The following is a 17,438-nucleotide window of genomic DNA, read 5'->3' on the forward strand; positions in this document are numbered from 1 at the left end:
TTTACCGGAATGGCGATGCCATTTCGCAACAGTTAAAGCAAAGGAATCGGCATGGAATGCACAGTGAGTTGGACCGGTGCCAGCGGCACCCGCTCGGGAATGGGCTTTGTGGCGGAGACCGGCAGCGGCCATATCCTGGCAATGGACGGTGCGCCCGATGAAAAGAATCCGGACAACGGCGGGCGCAACCTCGCGCCGCGCCCCATGGAAGCGCTGCTCGCCGGCACCGGCGGCTGCACCGCCTATGACGTGGTGCTGATCCTCAAGCGCGGTCGCCACGATGTGCGCGGCTGCAGCGTCAAGCTCAGTTCCGAGCGCGCCGACACCGACCCCAAGGTCTTCACCAAGATCCACATGCAGTTCACCGTGACCGGCAAGGGCCTGCCCGCGAGCGCCGTCGAGCGCGCGATCGCCATGAGCCACGAGAAGTATTGCTCGGCCAGCATCATGCTCGGCAAGACCGCCGAGATCACGACGGGTTTCGATATCGTCGAAGCGTAAAAGGAAGCACCCGCCAGGCGGTGGGTGTTTCTATACGTAATGCGCGGTGGTGGTCATGACCTTGGCCGCGGCGCGCATCAGGTTCTGCACGGGCGGCGGCAGCAGCACTGCGCCGGCTTCCAGCGCGTCGGCCGCATGCCGCTCCTCGTCTTCCTTCATGCGCTGCACCACGGCGCGCGAGGCCAGGTCCTGTTCGGGCAGGCGATCGAGATGGCTGCCCAGATGCGCCGATACCTGATTTTCCGTTTCCACCACGAAGCCCAGGCTCACGCGGTCGCTGATCTTGGCGGCCACCAGGCCGATCGCAAACGCTCCCGCGAACCACAGCGGGTTGAGCAGGCTGGGACGCTGGCCCAGCGCATCCAGGCGCGCGCGCGACCAGGCCAGGTGGTCGGTCTCCTCGCGCGCCGCTTCGATCAGATGTTCGCGCAGATGCGCATCGCGCGTGACCATGGCCTGGGCGTTGTACAGCGCCTGGGCACAGACCTCCCCCACATGATTGACACGCATCAGTGCGCCTGCGAGGCGCTGCTCGGCTTCATCCAGGTCTGCCTCGGCAATGCCCTGCGCAGGCGAGGGCTGCGACGCCGCCGGGCGGGCAAACAGGGTGCGAAGCGCAGCGTCCGCTGCCGTCAAGATCTTGTCCATAGAGATAAAAAGCTGCTGCAAGGCGAAAGGCGCGGGCTGACCGGAGGCAGCGCCGCGAGAAGCCGGGACCGGGTGCGGCCCCTGTGCACGATTGTGCCGCGCATTGAAGCGGTGTTGCAACCGTGCAACGAATTCCCGGAATCGAGCGGCTTATCGGTGAATTGCTTTGCGCATCGGTCGGTCGTCTGTTGCAATAGCAAGAGCTTCCCCACCAGGAGGTTGGCGCGGGTAACCGGCGAATCCAGGGTTTGACCCTGCTCTTTTTGCCTACCGACGCCCTCTGTTAAACCTTGGAGTAATTCGCAATGAAAAAATCCCTGATTGCCCTGGCCGTGTTGGCTGCTTCCGGCGCCGCCATGGCCCAATCCTCCGTGACCCTGTTCGGTATCATCGATGCCGGCGTTGGTTACGTTGACAACGTCAATGCAGCTGGCGACAACAAGTTCGGCGTGGGCACCAGCGGCAACGCTACCAGCCGTATCGGCTTCCGCGGCGTGGAAGACCTGGGCGGCGGTCTGAAGGCTGGTTTCTGGCTCGAAGGCGAAGTTTTCGCTGACGGCGGCAATCCTGATGGCCTGAACTTCAAGCGTCGTTCGACCGTTGGCCTGGAAGGCAACTTCGGTGAAGTGCGCCTGGGTCGTGACCTGGTTGCAGGCTACAACAAGACCAGCTCGTACGATCTGTTCAGCCAAACCGGCATCGGCCAATTCTCCGGCTGGCGCAATTGGGACAGCGCTGCTGCCACCAACGGTGACGAAAACGGCATCCGTTCGAACAACCTGATCAGCTACTACACGCCTAACTTCGGCGGCTTCAAGGCTGGCGTGAGCTACGGTTTCGACGAACAAACCACCGGCAAGGCTGGTCGTTACGTCGGCGGCAACGTGTCGTATGACAACGGCCCCATCAGCGCTGCAGTGTCGTATGACCGCCTGAACGTGATCGGTGCCGGCACGCGCGGCGCTGGCGACCGTGACGCCCTGACCCTGGCTGCTTCGTACAACTTCGGCGTGGCCAAGCTGATCGGTATCGCTCAGCGTCAAGAGTACTCGTACAACGCTGGTGCTGACCGCAAGTTCAACAACTACGCTCTGGGCGTGTCGGCACCTGTCGGCGGCGCTGGCGAAGTCAAGCTGCAATACGCACGCTACGACCAGAAGGCAATCAACGGCGAAGCCGACCAACTGTCGCTGGGCTACGTGCACAACCTGTCGAAGCGCACTGCTGTGTACGGCACCGTTGCTTACCTGAAGAACAAGGACGGCTCGGCTCTGGGTCTGCAGTCGAAGGGTATCAACACCACTTCCGCAGCCAACGAAAAGCAAACCGGCGTGCAAGTCGGCGTGCGCCACTCGTTCTAATGATGGGCTGAGTTCGCTCAGCTTTTCATAGAAATCAAAAAAGCCAGTCTTCGGACTGGCTTTTTTTATGGTGTTTTCGCTCAGAGGGAAACTGCTATCTAGGGAAAATCCTGCAGGGAAAACCTGTGTTGTGATGCTGCACTGCTATCTAGGCGCAATAAAAGTGGGTACTTAGAATGGATTCTCCCAGCCACACTTTTATTCATAAAGAGAGACAGCAGCATGCAAAAATCGTTTGTGAAAAATGCCATCGCATTGGCCGCCTTGGTGGTTGCAACCCCTGCCGTATTCGCCCAGCAGGGCACCAGCAGCGTTCAGCTGTACGGTATTGTGGATGCTGCAGTGCGTCATACCAATAATGAAGGCGTAGGCGGAAACTCATCGTTGACCAAAATGATTGGTGGCGGCATGTCGCAAAGCCGCTGGGGCATTAATGTGACCGAAGACCTGGGTGGCGGCCTCAAGGCCATTGCCAATCTGGAAAATCGTTTCCTGACCGATTCGGGATCGACGGCAACCGCCAACTATTGGCAGCAATCCTGGCTGGGTCTGCAAGGCGGCATGGGCCGGCTGACCATGGGTCGCCAGTACAACGTGCTGTTCGATCTGGTGACTTCGACCTATTCGTCGTTCCCCTACTCGCCTTACATGGAAGCCTACAAGCCTGAAATCGGCATGTCGCTGGGCGCGCGCGCCAACAACATGCTCAAGTACACGGCCGAGTTCGGCGCCGTGCGCGGTGCCTTGCAGTATTCGTTCGATGAGAAGGACGTGAGCGGCGCGAGCGCGAAGACCGCGGGCGGCTATCTGCGCTATTCGGCCAACGGCATTTCTGCGGGTGTGGGCTACCAAAACTATGACCTGCCGCAGAACGCCAAGGTCGATGCCTGGACCCTGGGTGGATCCTACCGCATGAATGCGCTGTACTTCAATCTCGGCTACGGCGTGAACAAACTCAAGGGCACGCCTGGACCGGTCGATTCGGCGATTGTCGGCGGCATGTGGGGCGGCGACACCAACGGCGGCTTCACGCGCGGCGCGGCCGACAAGCGCCAGATGGCCAAGATCGGTTTCGGCTACCAGGTCACGCCTCAGCTGAATGCCGGCCTGCATTACTACCATGCCAAGCAGTCGGGCAGCCCGGTGGCAGCAGACAACGGCAAGGCCAACTTCATTGTTGCCGTGGCTGATTATGCTTTCTCCAAGCGTACCGATGCCTATTTCGGTGTGGATTACACCAAGATCAAGGGCGGAACCAATATTGTGCTGGACCCGACCAGCCGCGCGCGTGATCGCACCGGCATCACTGCCGGCCTGCGCCACCGCTTCTAATCCTGATAAATCCCCGCAAGGGGATTTGCCCGGGATATATTGCGTATTCAGAGGTTTTTTGGCAGGGGTGCCTATGTTCGATGCATGAATAATCGAATATAGGCACCCCTGCTGTTTTGCTGCTCAGGTATATCGCTTGGCGTGCAGACTGTCCTTCATTTTCTGCAGCACGGGTTGCAATGGCTCGCCGATGCGCAGCGCTACGCAGGTGGCGAGCACATCGATAATCAGCAGGTGCATCAGCCGCGAGACCATGGGGCTGTAGCGATCGTAGCCTTCGGGGTGGTCGGCGGCGAGCAATATGTCACAGGCATGGGCCAGGGGCGAGCCGCTGGCCGTGATCGCAATCGTGGTCGCGCCGCGCTCGCGCGCGATGTCGGCCGCATCCATGAGGTCGCGTGTGCGCCCGGAATTCGAGATGATCAACGCGCAGTCGCCCGGTCCGAGCAACGTGGCGCTCATCACCTGGATATGTCCGTCGCTGCTCGCAAGGCTGGTCACGCCCAGCCGGAAGAACTTGTGCTGGGCATCCTGGGCAACGATGCCCGAATTGCCGGCGCCATAGAACTCGATGCGCCGCCCCTGTTGCCAGCTGCTGACGATGGCCAGCGCTGCGCGTTCGAGGTCGGGCACGCGCGCGGCATTGCGATACTGCAGGAATGCGGCCACGGCATTGTCGACGACCTTGACCAGCACATCGCCGGTCTTGTCATCGCTGTCGACGCTGCGGTGAATGAAGGGCACGCCTTCGTTGGCGTTGTTCACGAGCTTGACCTTGAAGTCGGCCAGGCCGTCATAGCCCATGCTGCGGCAAAAGCGCACGACAGTCGGCTTGCTCACATGGGCGCGCTCGGCAAGCAGCCGCACCGGCAGTTGCGCAAAGGCCTGCGGGTCGGCCAGCACGAGACGCGCCACGCGCTGTTCGGCCGGGGCCAGGGAAGGCAGGGAGGCGGTGATGCGATCTAACATGGAAGTCCTGGGCGGTAAGCGCTGCGTGCGTCAATGTAACCGCAGTTGCGGGCCTTGGCCGGCCCCTGCATGGCTGCGCCTACACTGCGCATTTGTATCGTGCTGTGTCTGCTCGCGGGTGCTGGCGCAGTGCGGTGGCCGCTGCTTGTAAGATAACAAGGCTACAGCATCGTGTCAGACAGGTGCTTTTCAAGAATGGAACAGGTCATGAGTCAGCTCGACGCGCTTCGACAGTTCACCACCGTGGTGGCGGACACCGGCGATTTTCGCCAGATTGCACAATATTTGCCGCAGGATGCGACCACCAATCCGTCCTTGATCCTCAAGGCCGTGCAGATGCCAGAGTATGCGCCACTGCTCAAGGCGACGGTGGTGCAGCGCCGTGGCCGGCCGCTGGACGAAATCATGGACCGGCTGCTGGTGCGCTTCGGCTGTGAAATCCTGGCACTCGTGCCGGGCCGGGTCTCGACCGAAGTCGACGCGCGGCTGTCGTTCGATACCGAAGCCACCGTGACCCGGGCGGAACGCATTGTCGAGCTCTATCAGGCCGAAGGCGTGCATATCGACCGGGTGCTGATCAAGATCGCTGCGACTTGGGAAGGCATCGAAGCCGCGCGCCGCCTCGAGCAGCGCGGCATCCATACCAATCTGACCTTGATGTTCTCGCTGTGCCAGGCGGTCGTCTGCGGCCAGGCCAGGGTGCAATTGGTGTCGCCGTTTGTCGGTCGCATCTACGACTGGTACAAGAAGCAGGCGGGCGCTTCCTGGGACGAAGCCGCGATGGCCGGAGCCAACGACCCGGGTGTGCGCTCGGTGCGCGCTATCTATGCGCATTACAAGAAGTTCGGCATCGCCACCGAAGTCATGGGCGCGAGTTTTCGCAACCTGGGGCAGATCACGGCGCTGGCCGGCTGCGATCTGCTGACGATCGCCCCCGATCTGCTGGCCAAGCTCGCTGCCAGCGATGCGACCCTGGAGCGCGCGCTCGTGCCCGAAGCGGCGCAGGCGCTAGACCTGCCCGCGCTGCATTACGATGAACCGGGTTTCCGCCTGGCGCTCAATGCCGATGCGATGGCGACCGAGAAGCTGGCCGAAGGCATCCGGGCCTTTGTCGCCGACACGCTGCAGCTCGAAACCCTGATGCAACAGGCGGCTGCCTAGGATGACAGTGTTGTGCCATGAGACCGCGGCCTGGAAGGCGCTGGCACGCCATTACCAGGAGGAAATGGCGGAATTCGATATCGTCCAGGCCTTTGCCGCCGACCCCCAGCGCCTCGCGGCGCTGAGCCAGCAGGCGCCGCATGTATTTGCTGATCTGTCCAAGAACCGCATCACGCCCGCAACCCAGCAGTTGCTGACAAACCTCGCACAGGAGTGCGGTCTGGCGCAACGCCGCGACCAGATGTTCGCCGGCGCGCTCATCAATACTTCCGAAGAGCGTGCCGCGATGCACTGGCTGCTGCGCATGCCGCGCGACGGCGGGCTGCTGCGCGAGCGTCCCATGGCGGCTGCGGTGCGCACGGCGCTGGACGCGGTGCATGAAACGCTGGACGCGATGCTTGCGCTGGCCGAGCAGGTGCGCGCGCGCCCCGAGATCACCGACATCGTCAATATCGGCATAGGCGGCTCGCATCTGGGACCGGAAGTCGTGGTCAATGCGCTCGAAGATTGGTGCAGCCCCTACAAGCGGTTTCATTTCGTCTCCAATGTCGACGGCCACGAGCTGGGCCATGTGCTGTCGCGCGTGCGCCCCGAAAGCACGCTGTTCCTCGTGGCCTCGAAGTCGTTCACCACGGCCGAGACCATGCTCAACGCACATTCCGCCCGTACCTGGTTTCTGGCCAATGGCGGAACGCAGAACGGCGAATGCGCGATTGCCGAGCATTTCGTTGCGCTGACGACCAATGTGGCAGCCGCAGCGCAGTTCGGTATCAGCCGCACGCTGGGCTTCTGGGACTGGGTCGGCGGGCGCTATTCGCTGTGGTCGGCGATAGGCCTGCCGATCGCGATCGCCGTGGGCGCCGCGCATTTCCGTGCGTTGCTGGCCGGCGCGCATGCGATGGATGCGCACTTCGTCACGGCCCCGCTGGCGCGCAATCTTCCCGTGCGCCTGGGCCTGCTCGACATCTGGTATCGCAATTTCCACGGTTTCGGCAGCCGCTGCATCGCGCCTTACAGCCACGGCCTGCGCCGGCTCACGGCCTATCTGCAGCAGTTGGAGATGGAAAGCAACGGCAAGCGCGTCGATGCCCGGGGACAAGCCGTGGGCGTGGCGACTTCGGCCGTGGTCTGGGGCGAGCCGGGCACCAATGGCCAGCATGCATTCTTCCAGATGCTGCACCAGGGGACAGATGTGATTCCCGTCGAGTTCATCGCCATGCGCGGCGGCGGCAAGTACCTGGGCGCGCACCAGCACAGCCTGCTGATCAACGCCGTCGCCCAGGCCCAGGCGTTGATGGTCGGACGCCGCCAGGAGTCGAGCGAGAAATACTGTCCCGGCAACCGTCCGAGCAGCTTTTTGCTGCTGCAGCAGCTCGATCCGGCCTCGCTGGGCGCGCTGATCGCGCTGTATGAGCACCGGGTGTTCGTCACCGGCGCGATCTGGGGCATCAACAGCTTCGATCAGTGGGGCGTGGAACTGGGCAAGAACCTGGCGCGCAACCTCGCGGACCGCCAGGAGCGCGGCGACTGGCAGGATGTCGATGCGTCGACGGCAGGATTGATGCGGCGCCTGATCGCCGCCGATCTGCCTTAGCAGCGGCTGGCACTGACGACAAAAAACCCGCAGTTCTTGCGAACTGCGGGTTTTTTGTTGCTGGTGGCAGCAGGTCTTTCGACCTGCCGGACCGCAATTTCCCTTGCAGGAAATTACATGCCCATGCCGCCCATGCCGCCCATGCCACCCATGCCGCCGCCCATGCCGCCCATGTCGGCACCTGCGTCAGCCTTGGGAGCGTCGGCAATCATGCACTCGGTGGTCAGCAGCAGCGCTGCGACGGAAGCGGCGTTCTGCAGAGCAGTACGCGTGACCTTCGTGGGATCCAGGATACCCATTTCGATCATGTCGCCGTAGGTGTCGTTGGCGGCGTTGAAGCCGAAGTTGCCCGTGCCCTTGAGCACGGCATCGACCACGACCGACGGTTCGCCACCGGCGTTGGCGACGATTTCGCGCAGAGGAGCTTCGATGGCCTTCAGGATCAGCTTGATGCCGGCGTCCTGGTCGGCGTTGTCGCCCTTGATCTCGCCCACGGCTTGCTTGGCACGCAGCAGAGCCACGCCGCCGCCGGCCACGATGCCTTCTTCCACAGCTGCACGGGTAGCGTGCAGTGCGTCTTCAACGCGGGCCTTCTTTTCCTTCATTTCGACTTCGGTGGCAGCGCCAACCTTGATCACGGCAACACCGCCGGCCAGCTTGGCCACGCGCTCTTGCAGCTTTTCACGGTCGTAGTCGGAAGTGGCTTCTTCGATCTGGATGCGGATCTGCTTCACGCGGGCTTCGATTTCAGCAGCTTGGCCAGCACCGTCGATGATGATGGTGTTTTCCTTGCCGATTTCGACGCGCTGGGCCTGGCCCAGGTCTTCCAGCGTAACCTTGTCCAGCGTCAGGCCGACTTCTTCAGCGATGACCTTGCCGCCCGTCAGGATGGCAATGTCTTCCAGCATGGCCTTGCGGCGGTCGCCGAAGCCAGGAGCCTTCACAGCCACAACCTTCAGGATGCCGCGGATGGTGTTCACAACCAGCGTCGCCAGGGCTTCGCCTTCGACGTCTTCGGCAACGATCAGCAGGGGACGACCGGCCTTGGCGACTTGCTCCAGCGTGGGCAGCAGGTCACGGATGTTGCTGATCTTCTTGTCGAACAGCAGCACGAAGGGGTTGTCCAGGATGGCCGATTGCTTTTCCTGGTTGTTGATGAAGTAGGGCGACAGGTAGCCGCGGTCGAACTGCATGCCTTCAACGACTTCGAGTTCGTTGTCCAGGCTCTTGCCTTCTTCAACCGTGATCACGCCTTCCTTGCCGACCTTGTCCATTGCATTGGCAATGATCTGGCCCACGGACTCGTCCGAGTTCGCGGAGATCGAACCGACCTGGGCGATTTCCTTGGAAGTGGTCGTGGCCTTGGATTGGGCCTTGAGCTGCTCGACCAGAACGGTCACAGCCTTGTCGATGCCGCGCTTCAGGTCCATGGGGTTCAGACCAGCGGCGACATACTTGGAGCCTTCGCGCACGATGGCCTGGGCCAGCACGGTAGCGGTCGTCGTGCCGTCACCGGCGATGTCGTTGGTCTTGGAGGCCACTTCCTTCACGAGCTGGGCGCCCATGTTCTGCAGCTTGTCCTTGAGTTCGATTTCCTTGGCCACGGACACGCCGTCCTTGGTCACGGTAGGAGCACCGAACGAGCGCTCGAGCACCACGTTGCGGCCCTTGGGGCCCAGGGTCACCTTGACCGCGTTGGCCAGGATGTTCACGCCTTCAACCATGCGGGCGCGAGCTTCACCACCGAAAACTACGTCTTTAGCTGCCATTTTGATTCTCCGAATTCAGTTAACTGGAATGCTGGGAAAGAGAAGATTTACTTCTCGACGACTGCGAACAGGTCGTCTTCCTTCATCACCAGCAGTTCGTCGCCATCGACCTTGACGGTCTGGCCGCTGTACTTGCCGAACAGAACGCGGTCGCCGACCTTGACGTTCAGTGCGATCAGTTCGCCCTTGTCGTTCTTCTTGCCGGGGCCGACGGCCAGGATTTCGCCCTGGTCAGGCTTTTCTGCGGCGTTGTCGGGGATAAAGATGCCGGAAGCAGTCTTGGTTTCGTTTTCCAGGCGCTTGACGATCACGCGATCGTGCAGGGGACGAAGTTGCATAACATCTCCAAATATCAACAGGTTTGAACAACAGCCTCGCGGTGCGCGGCATTCGAAAGCGTCTGGGGCTGGGTGCTGTTAGCACTCGACCCCAATGAGTGCTAATCATACGGTCATTTTTCGCGGTTTCAAGTGTTTTGCTGCAAGACACTGCGGATTGCCGGGTTCCCCCGGGGGGGATGACTATCAAATGATAGTGATTCTTGTTCGTGAAAAATGGGCCGACGATGTTGTGACTGGTGCGCACGCCATGTCATCTGCTCCCAGCTCGCTCAACACGCAAGTCACCGCGCTCTGCACCGATCACCATGGCTGCTTGCAGCAGGCCTGGCTGGCGGCGGGCAAGGCGCATGCCAGGGGAGCAGCGCCAGCTCACGCTGGCCGATGGCACGCAGCTGTGGCTCAACACCGACAGTGCGGTACATCCGCTTGGGCGCCCACGCGCAAGGTGCAATTGGGAATGCGCTACACCTTCCGACGCCGGCGCTGCTCCTGGCGCCTCAGACCGGCGCCGGCGGCGCGCTGGCCATCATCATCGTGGGCACGGCCAGCGGCAGGCCGGCGTTCCTGAAGTCGTCGAGCATGGTGAACAGCAGATCGCTGCGCACGCCGCTGGCCAGGCGCGGGCTGGCGACATAAGCGATGGCCTGGAAGATCAGGCTGCCGTTCTCTATGCCTTCGAGGCTCAGCGAGGGCTCGGGGGATTCCAGCACGCCGGGGTGGGCGCGGCAGGCGGCCAGCATCAGCTCGCGCACGCGCTTGGCGTCGGTCGACAGCGGCAGCGGCAGGCGGATCAGCACCCGGCCCTCGGTCGCGGTCAAAGTCATGTTGCGCACGGTCTTGGTGATGAACTCGGAGTTCGGCACGATGACGGTGGAGCGGTCGCCGAGCTGGATCTCGGTGGCGCGCACATTGATGCGCTTGATGTCGCCTTCGGTCGTGCCCAGCACCACCCAGTCGCCGACCTTCACGGGCCGCTCGGCCAGCAAGATCAATCCCGAGATGAAGTTCTGCACGATGGCCTGCAGGCCGAAGCCTATGCCCACCGACAAGGCGCTGGCGATCCAGGCGATGCGGTTGATGCCTATGCCCAAGGCCGACATCCCGGCCGCGACCACGAGCACGATGCCCACATAGTTGAGCAGCGTGGACAGCGAGCTTTGCATGCCCGGCTCCATCGTGGTGGTCGGCAGATAGCGCTCGCGCAGCCAGTTGCGGAACACACGCAGCGCGACAAAGCCGCCGACCAGCACGGCCAGCGCGCTGAAGATCGCTGCCGGCTTGATCTGGAACTCGCCTATGGTGAGCCCGGCGCGGATGCGGTCGGTCTGCTGCAGCACCTCGTCGGGCCGCGTGCCCAGCTGCGCGCCCAGCGCGATCAGCATGTACAGGAACAGCAGCACGCGCGCCAGCGCCGACAGCACCACGGCAGCCTGGTCCAGCGTGGCCGGCGCGAAGCCGAAGTTCTTCTGCAGGCGCTGGCCGAAGTCGCCGCGCGAGGAGACGAGCGCCATGGACAGGTCTTCGGCGAACTGGAACAGCACATAGAAGCTGATGACCACCAGTCCGGTCCACGCCAGTTGCGTGGCGACCAGGCTCGCGACGCTGATGTAGCCGATCGCGACCAGCAGCCCCACACCCAGCAGCGACAGCGTGACCAGGCCCAGCCCCAGGCCTACCCACAGCGGGCGCGGCGCGGGCGCTTCGGCGCTGTCCTGCGCCGGCATGCGCAGGCGTGTAAGCGTGGCGGCGATCAGCAGCGTCAGCGCCAGCGCGGTAATTCCCTGGCAGGCCCGCAGCGCGGGCAGGCTGAGTTCGGAGATGGTTGCCACCTGGGTGGGCGCCCAGACCAGTACGCCGACCAGCGCCACCAGCCAGGGAAAGGACCGCAGCCGCAGCGCCAGCGCATCGGACAGCGGCGGCAGCCGCCACGACGGCCGGGCGTTGGCCAGCAGCGCGCGGCCCAGGCTGGTCACGTAGACGATGTAGAGCACGGATTCGTCGACCAGTGCCACGAGCTTGCTCGACAGCGGGCCGAAGTCGGCGCGCGCTTTCACCGTCTGCAGAAAGCCTTGCAATGCCAGCGCCACCACCGCCATGTTGACGGCCACGATGGCGATGACCAGCAGCGAGCGCCGCAGCCGGCCGCCGGGCAGCACGCGCTGCGCCAGGCGCGTCAGGCCGCGTTCGGCCAGAAGGTCGCCGACGGTGATTGCCAGCAGCGCCAGCGCCAGCGCCAGCAGCACCGCGCCGCGGTGCTCGGACGTCGCCAGGCGCGCGCCCGCGGCCTGCATTTCGGCCACCATGGGCGCGAGCCGCGCGCTGTCGTCCGGCCAGGCCTGTCCCAGCTCGCGCCAGAATGCCGCGCCCAGCGGCGAAGGCGCGCGGTCGGTGAGCTGTGCCTGGAACTGATCGCGCTCGCGCGTGCGCAGCGCGTCGCTGCGCTGGCGGGCATCGACCACGATCAGCCGCGCCAGCCGGATCTCCGCATCCACGGCGTTGCGGTCGCGTATCAGCGTCTGGCGCTGGCTCTTGATGTCGGCGTCTTCACTGGTGCCCGGGGCCGGCGCCGTGCCCAGTTCGCCCAGCCGCGCGTTCAGGTCATTGAGTTCACCCGTGCGCGCTTCGATGATGCGGTTGGCTTGGGCGCTCAGCGCGCCGAAGCTCGCCTGCAGCGCGCGCACGGCGTCGTTGCCGTCGGCCGTCGCAGGCAGCCGGTCGAGCTGGCTGCGCAAGGTCTCGACATCGGGCAGCGGCTGCTCGGCGGCCAGCGCCGCACCTGGCGCGCCCGGTGCGGCGGGCGACGCTGGCGCGGCTTGGGCCTTGGCCGCAGGCTGGGCCTGGACCGTGGGCAGTGCCAGGCAGGAGAGGACGGCAAGGGCAAGAAAGAGCGCGCGGCGGTGGATCCAGGTCATCGAAGCCATCATAGGAGTCCTCCGCGGCTCTGTCTCCGGGCTAAGCCTGCCGCTGCGAGAGGTCTATGCGGCGGGACGGGCAAGGTCGGGGACAGGGCTGCGGGCTGTGTTGTCCTGCCGCAACGCACGCCAATTCAATGCGCAGGCCCTGCCTGGCACGCTGTCCTCTGTCAGGGTCAGCGAGTTCGAAAAAATGGCACCGGATTCACCTGGGAAGCGAGGTGGATAGTCGTGAATGTAAGAACATGATTCTTTAAAATTAACGCGAATCATTTCCAATCTCATTTTCATGAAAACACCATCGTTTGTCCTGCGCCCGACTGTAGGCGCCATTGCTTTGTGGGCCACCGCCTGTGCCGTGAGCGCACAGCAGGCGCCTGCGCCCACGCTGGAGACGGTGACCGTCGAGGCCAGCGCCGATGCGTCGGCCGAAGGCCTGGCCAAGCCGTTCGCGGGCGGACAGGTCGCCAAGGGCGGGCGCGTGGGCCTGCTGGGCCAGCAGGACATCATGGACACGCCATTCCAGCTGACCAGCTATACCAATACGCTGATCCGCGACCAGCAGGCCAAGAGCATTGGCGAAGTGCTGCTCAACGACCCGTCGGTGCGCGGTGCGCGCGGCTTCGGCAATTTCCAGGAACTCTATGTGCTGCGCGGCCTGCCTATGTATTCGGACGACCTGGCCTACAACGGCCTGTACGGCCTGCTGCCGCGCCAATATGTCGCGTCCGAATTCTTCGAGCGCGTCGAAGTGCTGCATGGCGCCAGCGCCTTCCTCAATGGCGCGGCCCCGGGCGGCAGCAACCTCGGCGGCTCGATCAACCTGATGCCCAAGCGCGCGGGCAACGAGCCGCTCAACCGTGTCGATCTGGGCGTGCAATCGGGCGGCCAGGCTTCGGCCGCGGTCGATCTGTCGCGCCGCTTCGGTCCCGACAACAGCACGGGCCTGCGCCTGAACGCGGTGCGCCGCGACGGCGGCACGGCCATTGACGGCGAGGACCGCAGCCTCACGGCGCTGGGCCTGGGCCTCGACTGGCGCGCGCGCGATGTGCGTGTCTCGGCCGATGTCGGCTACCAGAAGGACAAGCTCAAGGCCGCGCGCCCCAGCGTGACCCCGGGCGCGAACTTCATTCCCGATGTGCCCGACAACAAGACCAACTACGCCCAGCCCTGGACCTATTCCAATGCCGAGGACCTGTTTGCGACGGCGCGCGCCGAATGGGACCTCAACGACCAGATCACGGCCTGGGCCGCGGGCGGTGTCAAGCGCGGCAAGGAAGACAATTCGCTGACCACGCCCTCGATGGTCAACAGTTCGGGCCTGGCCAACACCACCCGCTTCGATACCAAGCGCGAAGACGACACCGCGACCGGCGAGATCGGCCTGCGCGGGCGCTTTGTCACCGGCCAGGTCAAGCACCAGGTGGTGGCGTCGGCATCGTGGTTCCGCCATGAGGAACGCAATGCCTGGTCCTACAATTTCTCGCCCGTGCCCATCAACATCTACCACCCCGTGGGCTCGGCGCCGCTGGCCAACACCACGGTCAGCCCCAACATGAACAATCCGCTGCGCTCGGCGGTGGACAACCTGCAAAGCTATGCGCTGGCCGACACCCTGTCGTTCCTCGACGAGCGCGTGCTGCTGACGCTGGGCCTGCGCCACCAGACCATAGAGCAGACCAGCTACAGCAATGCAACCGATCTGCAGACCGGCAGCTACAAGAAGTCGGCGACCACGCCGGTCGCGGGCCTGGTGTTCAAGGCCACGCCCCAGGTGTCGCTGTACGGCAACTATGTCGAAGGCCTGATCAAGGGTGAAGTCGCGCCGGCCACATCCGGCAATCTGCCCGTGCTCAATGCCGGCCAGGTGTTCTCGCCCTACAAGGCCAAGCAGAAGGAAGTCGGCGTGAAGTGGCAGCAGGGCGGCCTGGGCGCCACCGCTGCGCTCTATACGCTCGACAAGCCCGTCACCTATGTGCAGAACCAGACCTTTGGCGAGTTCGGCACGCAGCGCTACCGCGGCCTGGAGCTCAATGTGTTCGGTGAACCCGTCAAGGGCCTGCGCGTGCTGGGCGGGGTGAGCTTCATGGACGCCAAGCTCAAGACCACGCAAGGCGGCTTGTACGAGGGCAACAATGCGATTGGCGTGCCGCGTCGCCAGCTGACGCTGGGCGGCGACTGGGATGTGCCCGGCGTGCAGGGCCTGGCGCTCAATGCCCGCCTGATCCACACCTCGAGCCAGTACGCCAATGCGGCCAACACGCTGCAGGTCAAGGGCTGGACGCGTACCGACCTGGGCGTGCGCTACCTGATGGACATAGGCAACGACCGTCTGCTGACGCTGCGCGCGCGTGTCGACAACGTGTTTGACAAGCAGTACTGGGCTTCGGTCGGCGGCTATCCAGGCTCCAACTACCTGGTGCAGTCGATCCCGCGCACCTTTGCCATCAGCGCCAGCGTTGACTTCTGAGGCGGCACCGCATGCGTGAGTTCTGGACCGTGGTCCACCGCTGGCTGGGCCTGACCGTGGCGCTGTTCCTGATCGTTGCCGGCGCCACCGGCGCGGTGATTTCATGGGACCATGAAATCGACGAATGGCTCAACGCCGACATCATGCACACGCCGGGGCGCGGCGCGCTGCAGGACCCGCTGGCCCTGGCCGCGGCCGTAGAGGCCAGCGACCCGCGCGTCGAGGTGTCGTACATGACGCTGGCGCTGGAAGAGGGCCATGCGGCCTCCTTCCTGGTGCGGCCGAAGAAGGACCCGGCAACGGGCCGGGCCCATGTGCTGGGCTACAACAACGTGTTTGTCGACCCGGTGACGGCCAAGATCACGGGCCAGCGCGACTCCAAGAGCATTGCGCTGAGCAAGCGCAACCTGATGTCCTGGCTGCGCCACCTGCATGAAAGCCTGCACATGCCGGCGTTCTGGGGCAGCGACCGCTGGGGCTTCTGGCTCATGGGCGGGATCGCGCTGATGTGGCTGATCGACAGCTTTGTTGCGCTCTATCTGACGCTGCCGCGCCGCCTGGCCGCGCGCCGTGAATCGCCCGCAGCCGCGGCACCCCAACGCAGCTGGTGGAAACGCTGGCAGCCGTCGTGGATAGTGCGCTGGCGCGCGGGCGGCTACAAGCTCAATTTCGACCTGCACCGCGCGGGCGGGCTCTGGGTCTGGGCCATCATCATCGTCGTGTCGTTCACTTCGTTCTCGCTGAACCTGTACCGCGAGGTCTTCTATCCGGTGATGAGCCAGATTTCCAAAACCACGCCTGGTCCGTACGAGACGATCAAGCCCGCGCCGTTCGGCAGCTTCATCGAACCGAAGATCTCGTTTGCCGCGGCCATCGACATCGCGCGCGCCGAAGGCCAGCGCCAGGGCTTCGAGTTTCCGCCGGGCGGCATCTGGTATGGCGGCGACTTTCCGTTCTACAACATCTCGTTCTTCGACCCGGCCGACGAGCTGGGCGGCATGGGAATGGGCCTGTCGAACATCTACGTGAGCGCCGACAACGGCGCAGTGCTGGGCATGTACCGGCCCTGGCATGGCTCGGCGGCCGACGTGTTCGTGCAGCTGCAGCTGCCGCTGCATTCGGGCCGCATCCTGGGCCTGACGGGGCGCATCATGATGTCCATCATGGGCGTGTTCGTGGTGATGCTGGCGGTCACCGGCATCGTGATCTGGGAGCGCAAGCGGCGCGCGCGCAAGGCCACGGCGCGCACGCTGGTCGCCAGCGCGGCCTGATACAGAAACCGCCTCAGGGCGGTTTTTTCATGGGCTCCATGCCTGCAGCCGTCTGCTCCTTTATCCATTGGCGAAACGCCTTGAGCGGTGGATACCAGGCCTTGGACGCGGCGCAGGCGAGGTAGTAGTTGCCCTGGCTGCGACTGCGCACGTCGAGCGCCGACACCAGCTCGCCACGCTCGACTTCCGCCCTGAACAGGAATTCCGGCAGCAGCGCCACGCCCAGACCGGCGCAGGCCGCCTGAGTGACCGTGGCGAATTGGTCGATGCTGATGCCGCCCACGTTCGCGCCCTGAATGCCTTGCGACTCGAACCACTGGGTCCAGGCGTGCGGCCGCGAGGCCAGATGCAGCAGCGGCGCACGCAGTACATCCCGCGCGGATTCAAACCGGTAACGCGCCTTCAGGTCCCTGGAGCAGGCCGGGAAGATCGTCTCCTCGAACAGGAAATCGAGTTCGGCGCGCGGCCATTCGGGTGCGCCGTAGTGGAAGGCCGCATGCACATCGTGGGCCTCCATGTTGAACGGTTCCAGCCGCGTCACCAGATTGAGCGTCACCCCGGGATTGCGCTGCACGAAGCTGGGCAGCAGCGGCGCGAGCCAGCGCGTACCCATGGTCGGCAGGATGGCCAGCGTCAACGTGCCCGTGCCCGGGCTGGCCTTGATGCGCAGCGTCGAGTTGCCTATGTCGCGCAGCGACTGGCGAATCTCTGCGGCATAGATCTCCCCTGCGGGCGTGAGCCGCACGGCCTGGCGTTCGCGCACGAAAAGCGCCACGCCCACGATGTCCTCGAGCGCGCGGATCTGCCGGCTGACCGCGCTTTGCGTCAGGCTCAGCTCATGGGCGGCGCTGGTGAATTTCTGCAGGCGCGCGCAGGCCTCGAACGCCACGAGCAGGCCCATGGGCGGGAGGTATTTCCGTGAATTCATGATTTTTGGGAATGCTGCTTCCTTGGATTTCCATTTTAGGCAAATGCCTCATACGGGAATCTACGTACGCGGTGTCCGCAATCGAAACCAGTCATTCCGTTTTCGAATGCCTGGGTTCCAAACCATTGATTGACGTCAATAACCCCGCTGCCGATGATGACCGCAGCTTCATTACAACGAG

General features: G+C 63.9%; 14 protein-coding genes. 8 read left to right on the plus strand and 6 right to left on the minus strand.

Going from position 1 to position 17,438, the window contains the following annotated elements:
• Window positions 1–51 precede the first annotated feature (51 nt).
• On the plus strand, window positions 52–501 hold the full coding sequence (locus ACSVDO_RS03115; RefSeq protein ID WP_332533962.1) for an OsmC family protein: 450 nt from the start codon (window positions 52–54) through the stop codon (window positions 499–501).
• Between the two features lie 30 nt (window positions 502–531).
• On the opposite strand, the gene coq7 is transcribed toward ACSVDO_RS03115, so the two are convergent.
• Window positions 532–1,107, minus strand: coding sequence for a 2-polyprenyl-3-methyl-6-methoxy-1,4-benzoquinone monooxygenase (gene coq7 / locus ACSVDO_RS03120; protein WP_332533973.1), 576 nt, complete (start codon window positions 1,105–1,107; stop codon window positions 532–534).
• On the opposite strand from coq7, the gene ACSVDO_RS03125 reads away from it, so the two are divergent.
• The 3 genes from ACSVDO_RS03125 to ACSVDO_RS03135 all read left to right on the plus strand — a co-directional run bounded on the left by ACSVDO_RS03125 (window position 997) and on the right by ACSVDO_RS03135 (window position 3,842).
• Window positions 997–1,401 (plus strand): hypothetical protein, encoded by a 405-nt coding sequence (locus ACSVDO_RS03125; RefSeq protein ID WP_332533974.1) that lies wholly within the window; start codon window positions 997–999, stop codon window positions 1,399–1,401. The genes coq7 and ACSVDO_RS03125 overlap by 111 nt on opposite strands.
• 53 nt (window positions 1,402–1,454) lie before the next feature.
• Window positions 1,455–2,510, plus strand: coding sequence for a porin (locus ACSVDO_RS03130; protein ID WP_332533963.1), 1,056 nt, complete (start codon window positions 1,455–1,457; stop codon window positions 2,508–2,510).
• Between the two features lie 222 nt (window positions 2,511–2,732).
• The gene (locus tag ACSVDO_RS03135; protein ID WP_332533964.1) at window positions 2,733–3,842 is read left to right on the plus strand and encodes a porin; all 1,110 of its coding nucleotides are present in this window, start codon (window positions 2,733–2,735) and stop codon (window positions 3,840–3,842) included.
• Window positions 3,843–3,965: 123 nt separating this feature from the next.
• Here ACSVDO_RS03135 and ACSVDO_RS03140 read toward each other — a convergent pair whose 3' ends face one another.
• On the minus strand, window positions 3,966–4,811 hold the full coding sequence (locus ACSVDO_RS03140; RefSeq protein WP_332533965.1) for a MurR/RpiR family transcriptional regulator: 846 nt from the start codon (window positions 4,809–4,811) through the stop codon (window positions 3,966–3,968).
• A 207-nt stretch (window positions 4,812–5,018) separates the two neighbouring features.
• Between ACSVDO_RS03140 and tal the strand changes: the two genes are divergently transcribed.
• Together tal and pgi are read left to right on the plus strand one after the other, a co-directional pair.
• Window positions 5,019–5,972, plus strand: a complete 954-nt coding sequence (gene tal, locus ACSVDO_RS03145; RefSeq protein ID WP_489594865.1) for a transaldolase — start codon at window positions 5,019–5,021, stop codon at window positions 5,970–5,972.
• A 1-nt stretch (window position 5,973) separates the two neighbouring features.
• Window positions 5,974–7,566 (plus strand): glucose-6-phosphate isomerase, encoded by a 1,593-nt coding sequence (gene pgi, locus ACSVDO_RS03150; RefSeq protein WP_489594866.1) that lies wholly within the window; start codon window positions 5,974–5,976, stop codon window positions 7,564–7,566.
• Window positions 7,567–7,679: 113 nt separating this feature from the next.
• Here pgi and groL read toward each other — a convergent pair whose 3' ends face one another.
• From groL to ACSVDO_RS03165, 3 genes are all read right to left on the minus strand, one after another.
• Window positions 7,680–9,335, minus strand: a complete 1,656-nt coding sequence (gene groL / locus ACSVDO_RS03155; protein WP_489594867.1) for a chaperonin GroEL — start codon at window positions 9,333–9,335, stop codon at window positions 7,680–7,682.
• A gap of 47 nt (window positions 9,336–9,382) precedes the next feature.
• The gene (locus ACSVDO_RS03160; RefSeq protein ID WP_119558898.1) at window positions 9,383–9,673 is read right to left on the minus strand and encodes a co-chaperone GroES; all 291 of its coding nucleotides are present in this window, start codon (window positions 9,671–9,673) and stop codon (window positions 9,383–9,385) included.
• Window positions 9,674–10,173: 500 nt separating this feature from the next.
• A complete protein-coding gene (locus ACSVDO_RS03165; RefSeq protein WP_489594868.1) occupies window positions 10,174–12,600 on the minus strand; it encodes a DUF3772 domain-containing protein in 2,427 nt (808 codons plus the stop codon).
• A gap of 277 nt (window positions 12,601–12,877) precedes the next feature.
• On the opposite strand from ACSVDO_RS03165, the gene ACSVDO_RS03170 reads away from it, so the two are divergent.
• Both ACSVDO_RS03170 and ACSVDO_RS03175 read left to right on the plus strand, forming a co-directional pair.
• Entirely contained in the window at window positions 12,878–15,058 is a 2,181-nt protein-coding gene (locus tag ACSVDO_RS03170) for a TonB-dependent receptor (RefSeq protein ID WP_489594869.1), read from the plus strand.
• Window positions 15,059–15,069: 11 nt separating this feature from the next.
• Entirely contained in the window at window positions 15,070–16,329 is a 1,260-nt protein-coding gene (locus ACSVDO_RS03175) for a PepSY-associated TM helix domain-containing protein (protein ID WP_489594870.1), read from the plus strand.
• Between the two features lie 13 nt (window positions 16,330–16,342).
• Here the strand turns inward: ACSVDO_RS03175 and ACSVDO_RS03180 are convergent, their stop codons facing one another.
• Window positions 16,343–17,257 (minus strand): LysR family transcriptional regulator, encoded by a 915-nt coding sequence (locus ACSVDO_RS03180; protein ID WP_489594871.1) that lies wholly within the window; start codon window positions 17,255–17,257, stop codon window positions 16,343–16,345.
• Window positions 17,258–17,438 lie beyond the last annotated feature (181 nt).

It is taken from the genome of Comamonas sp. DB36 (assembly GCF_057914905.1).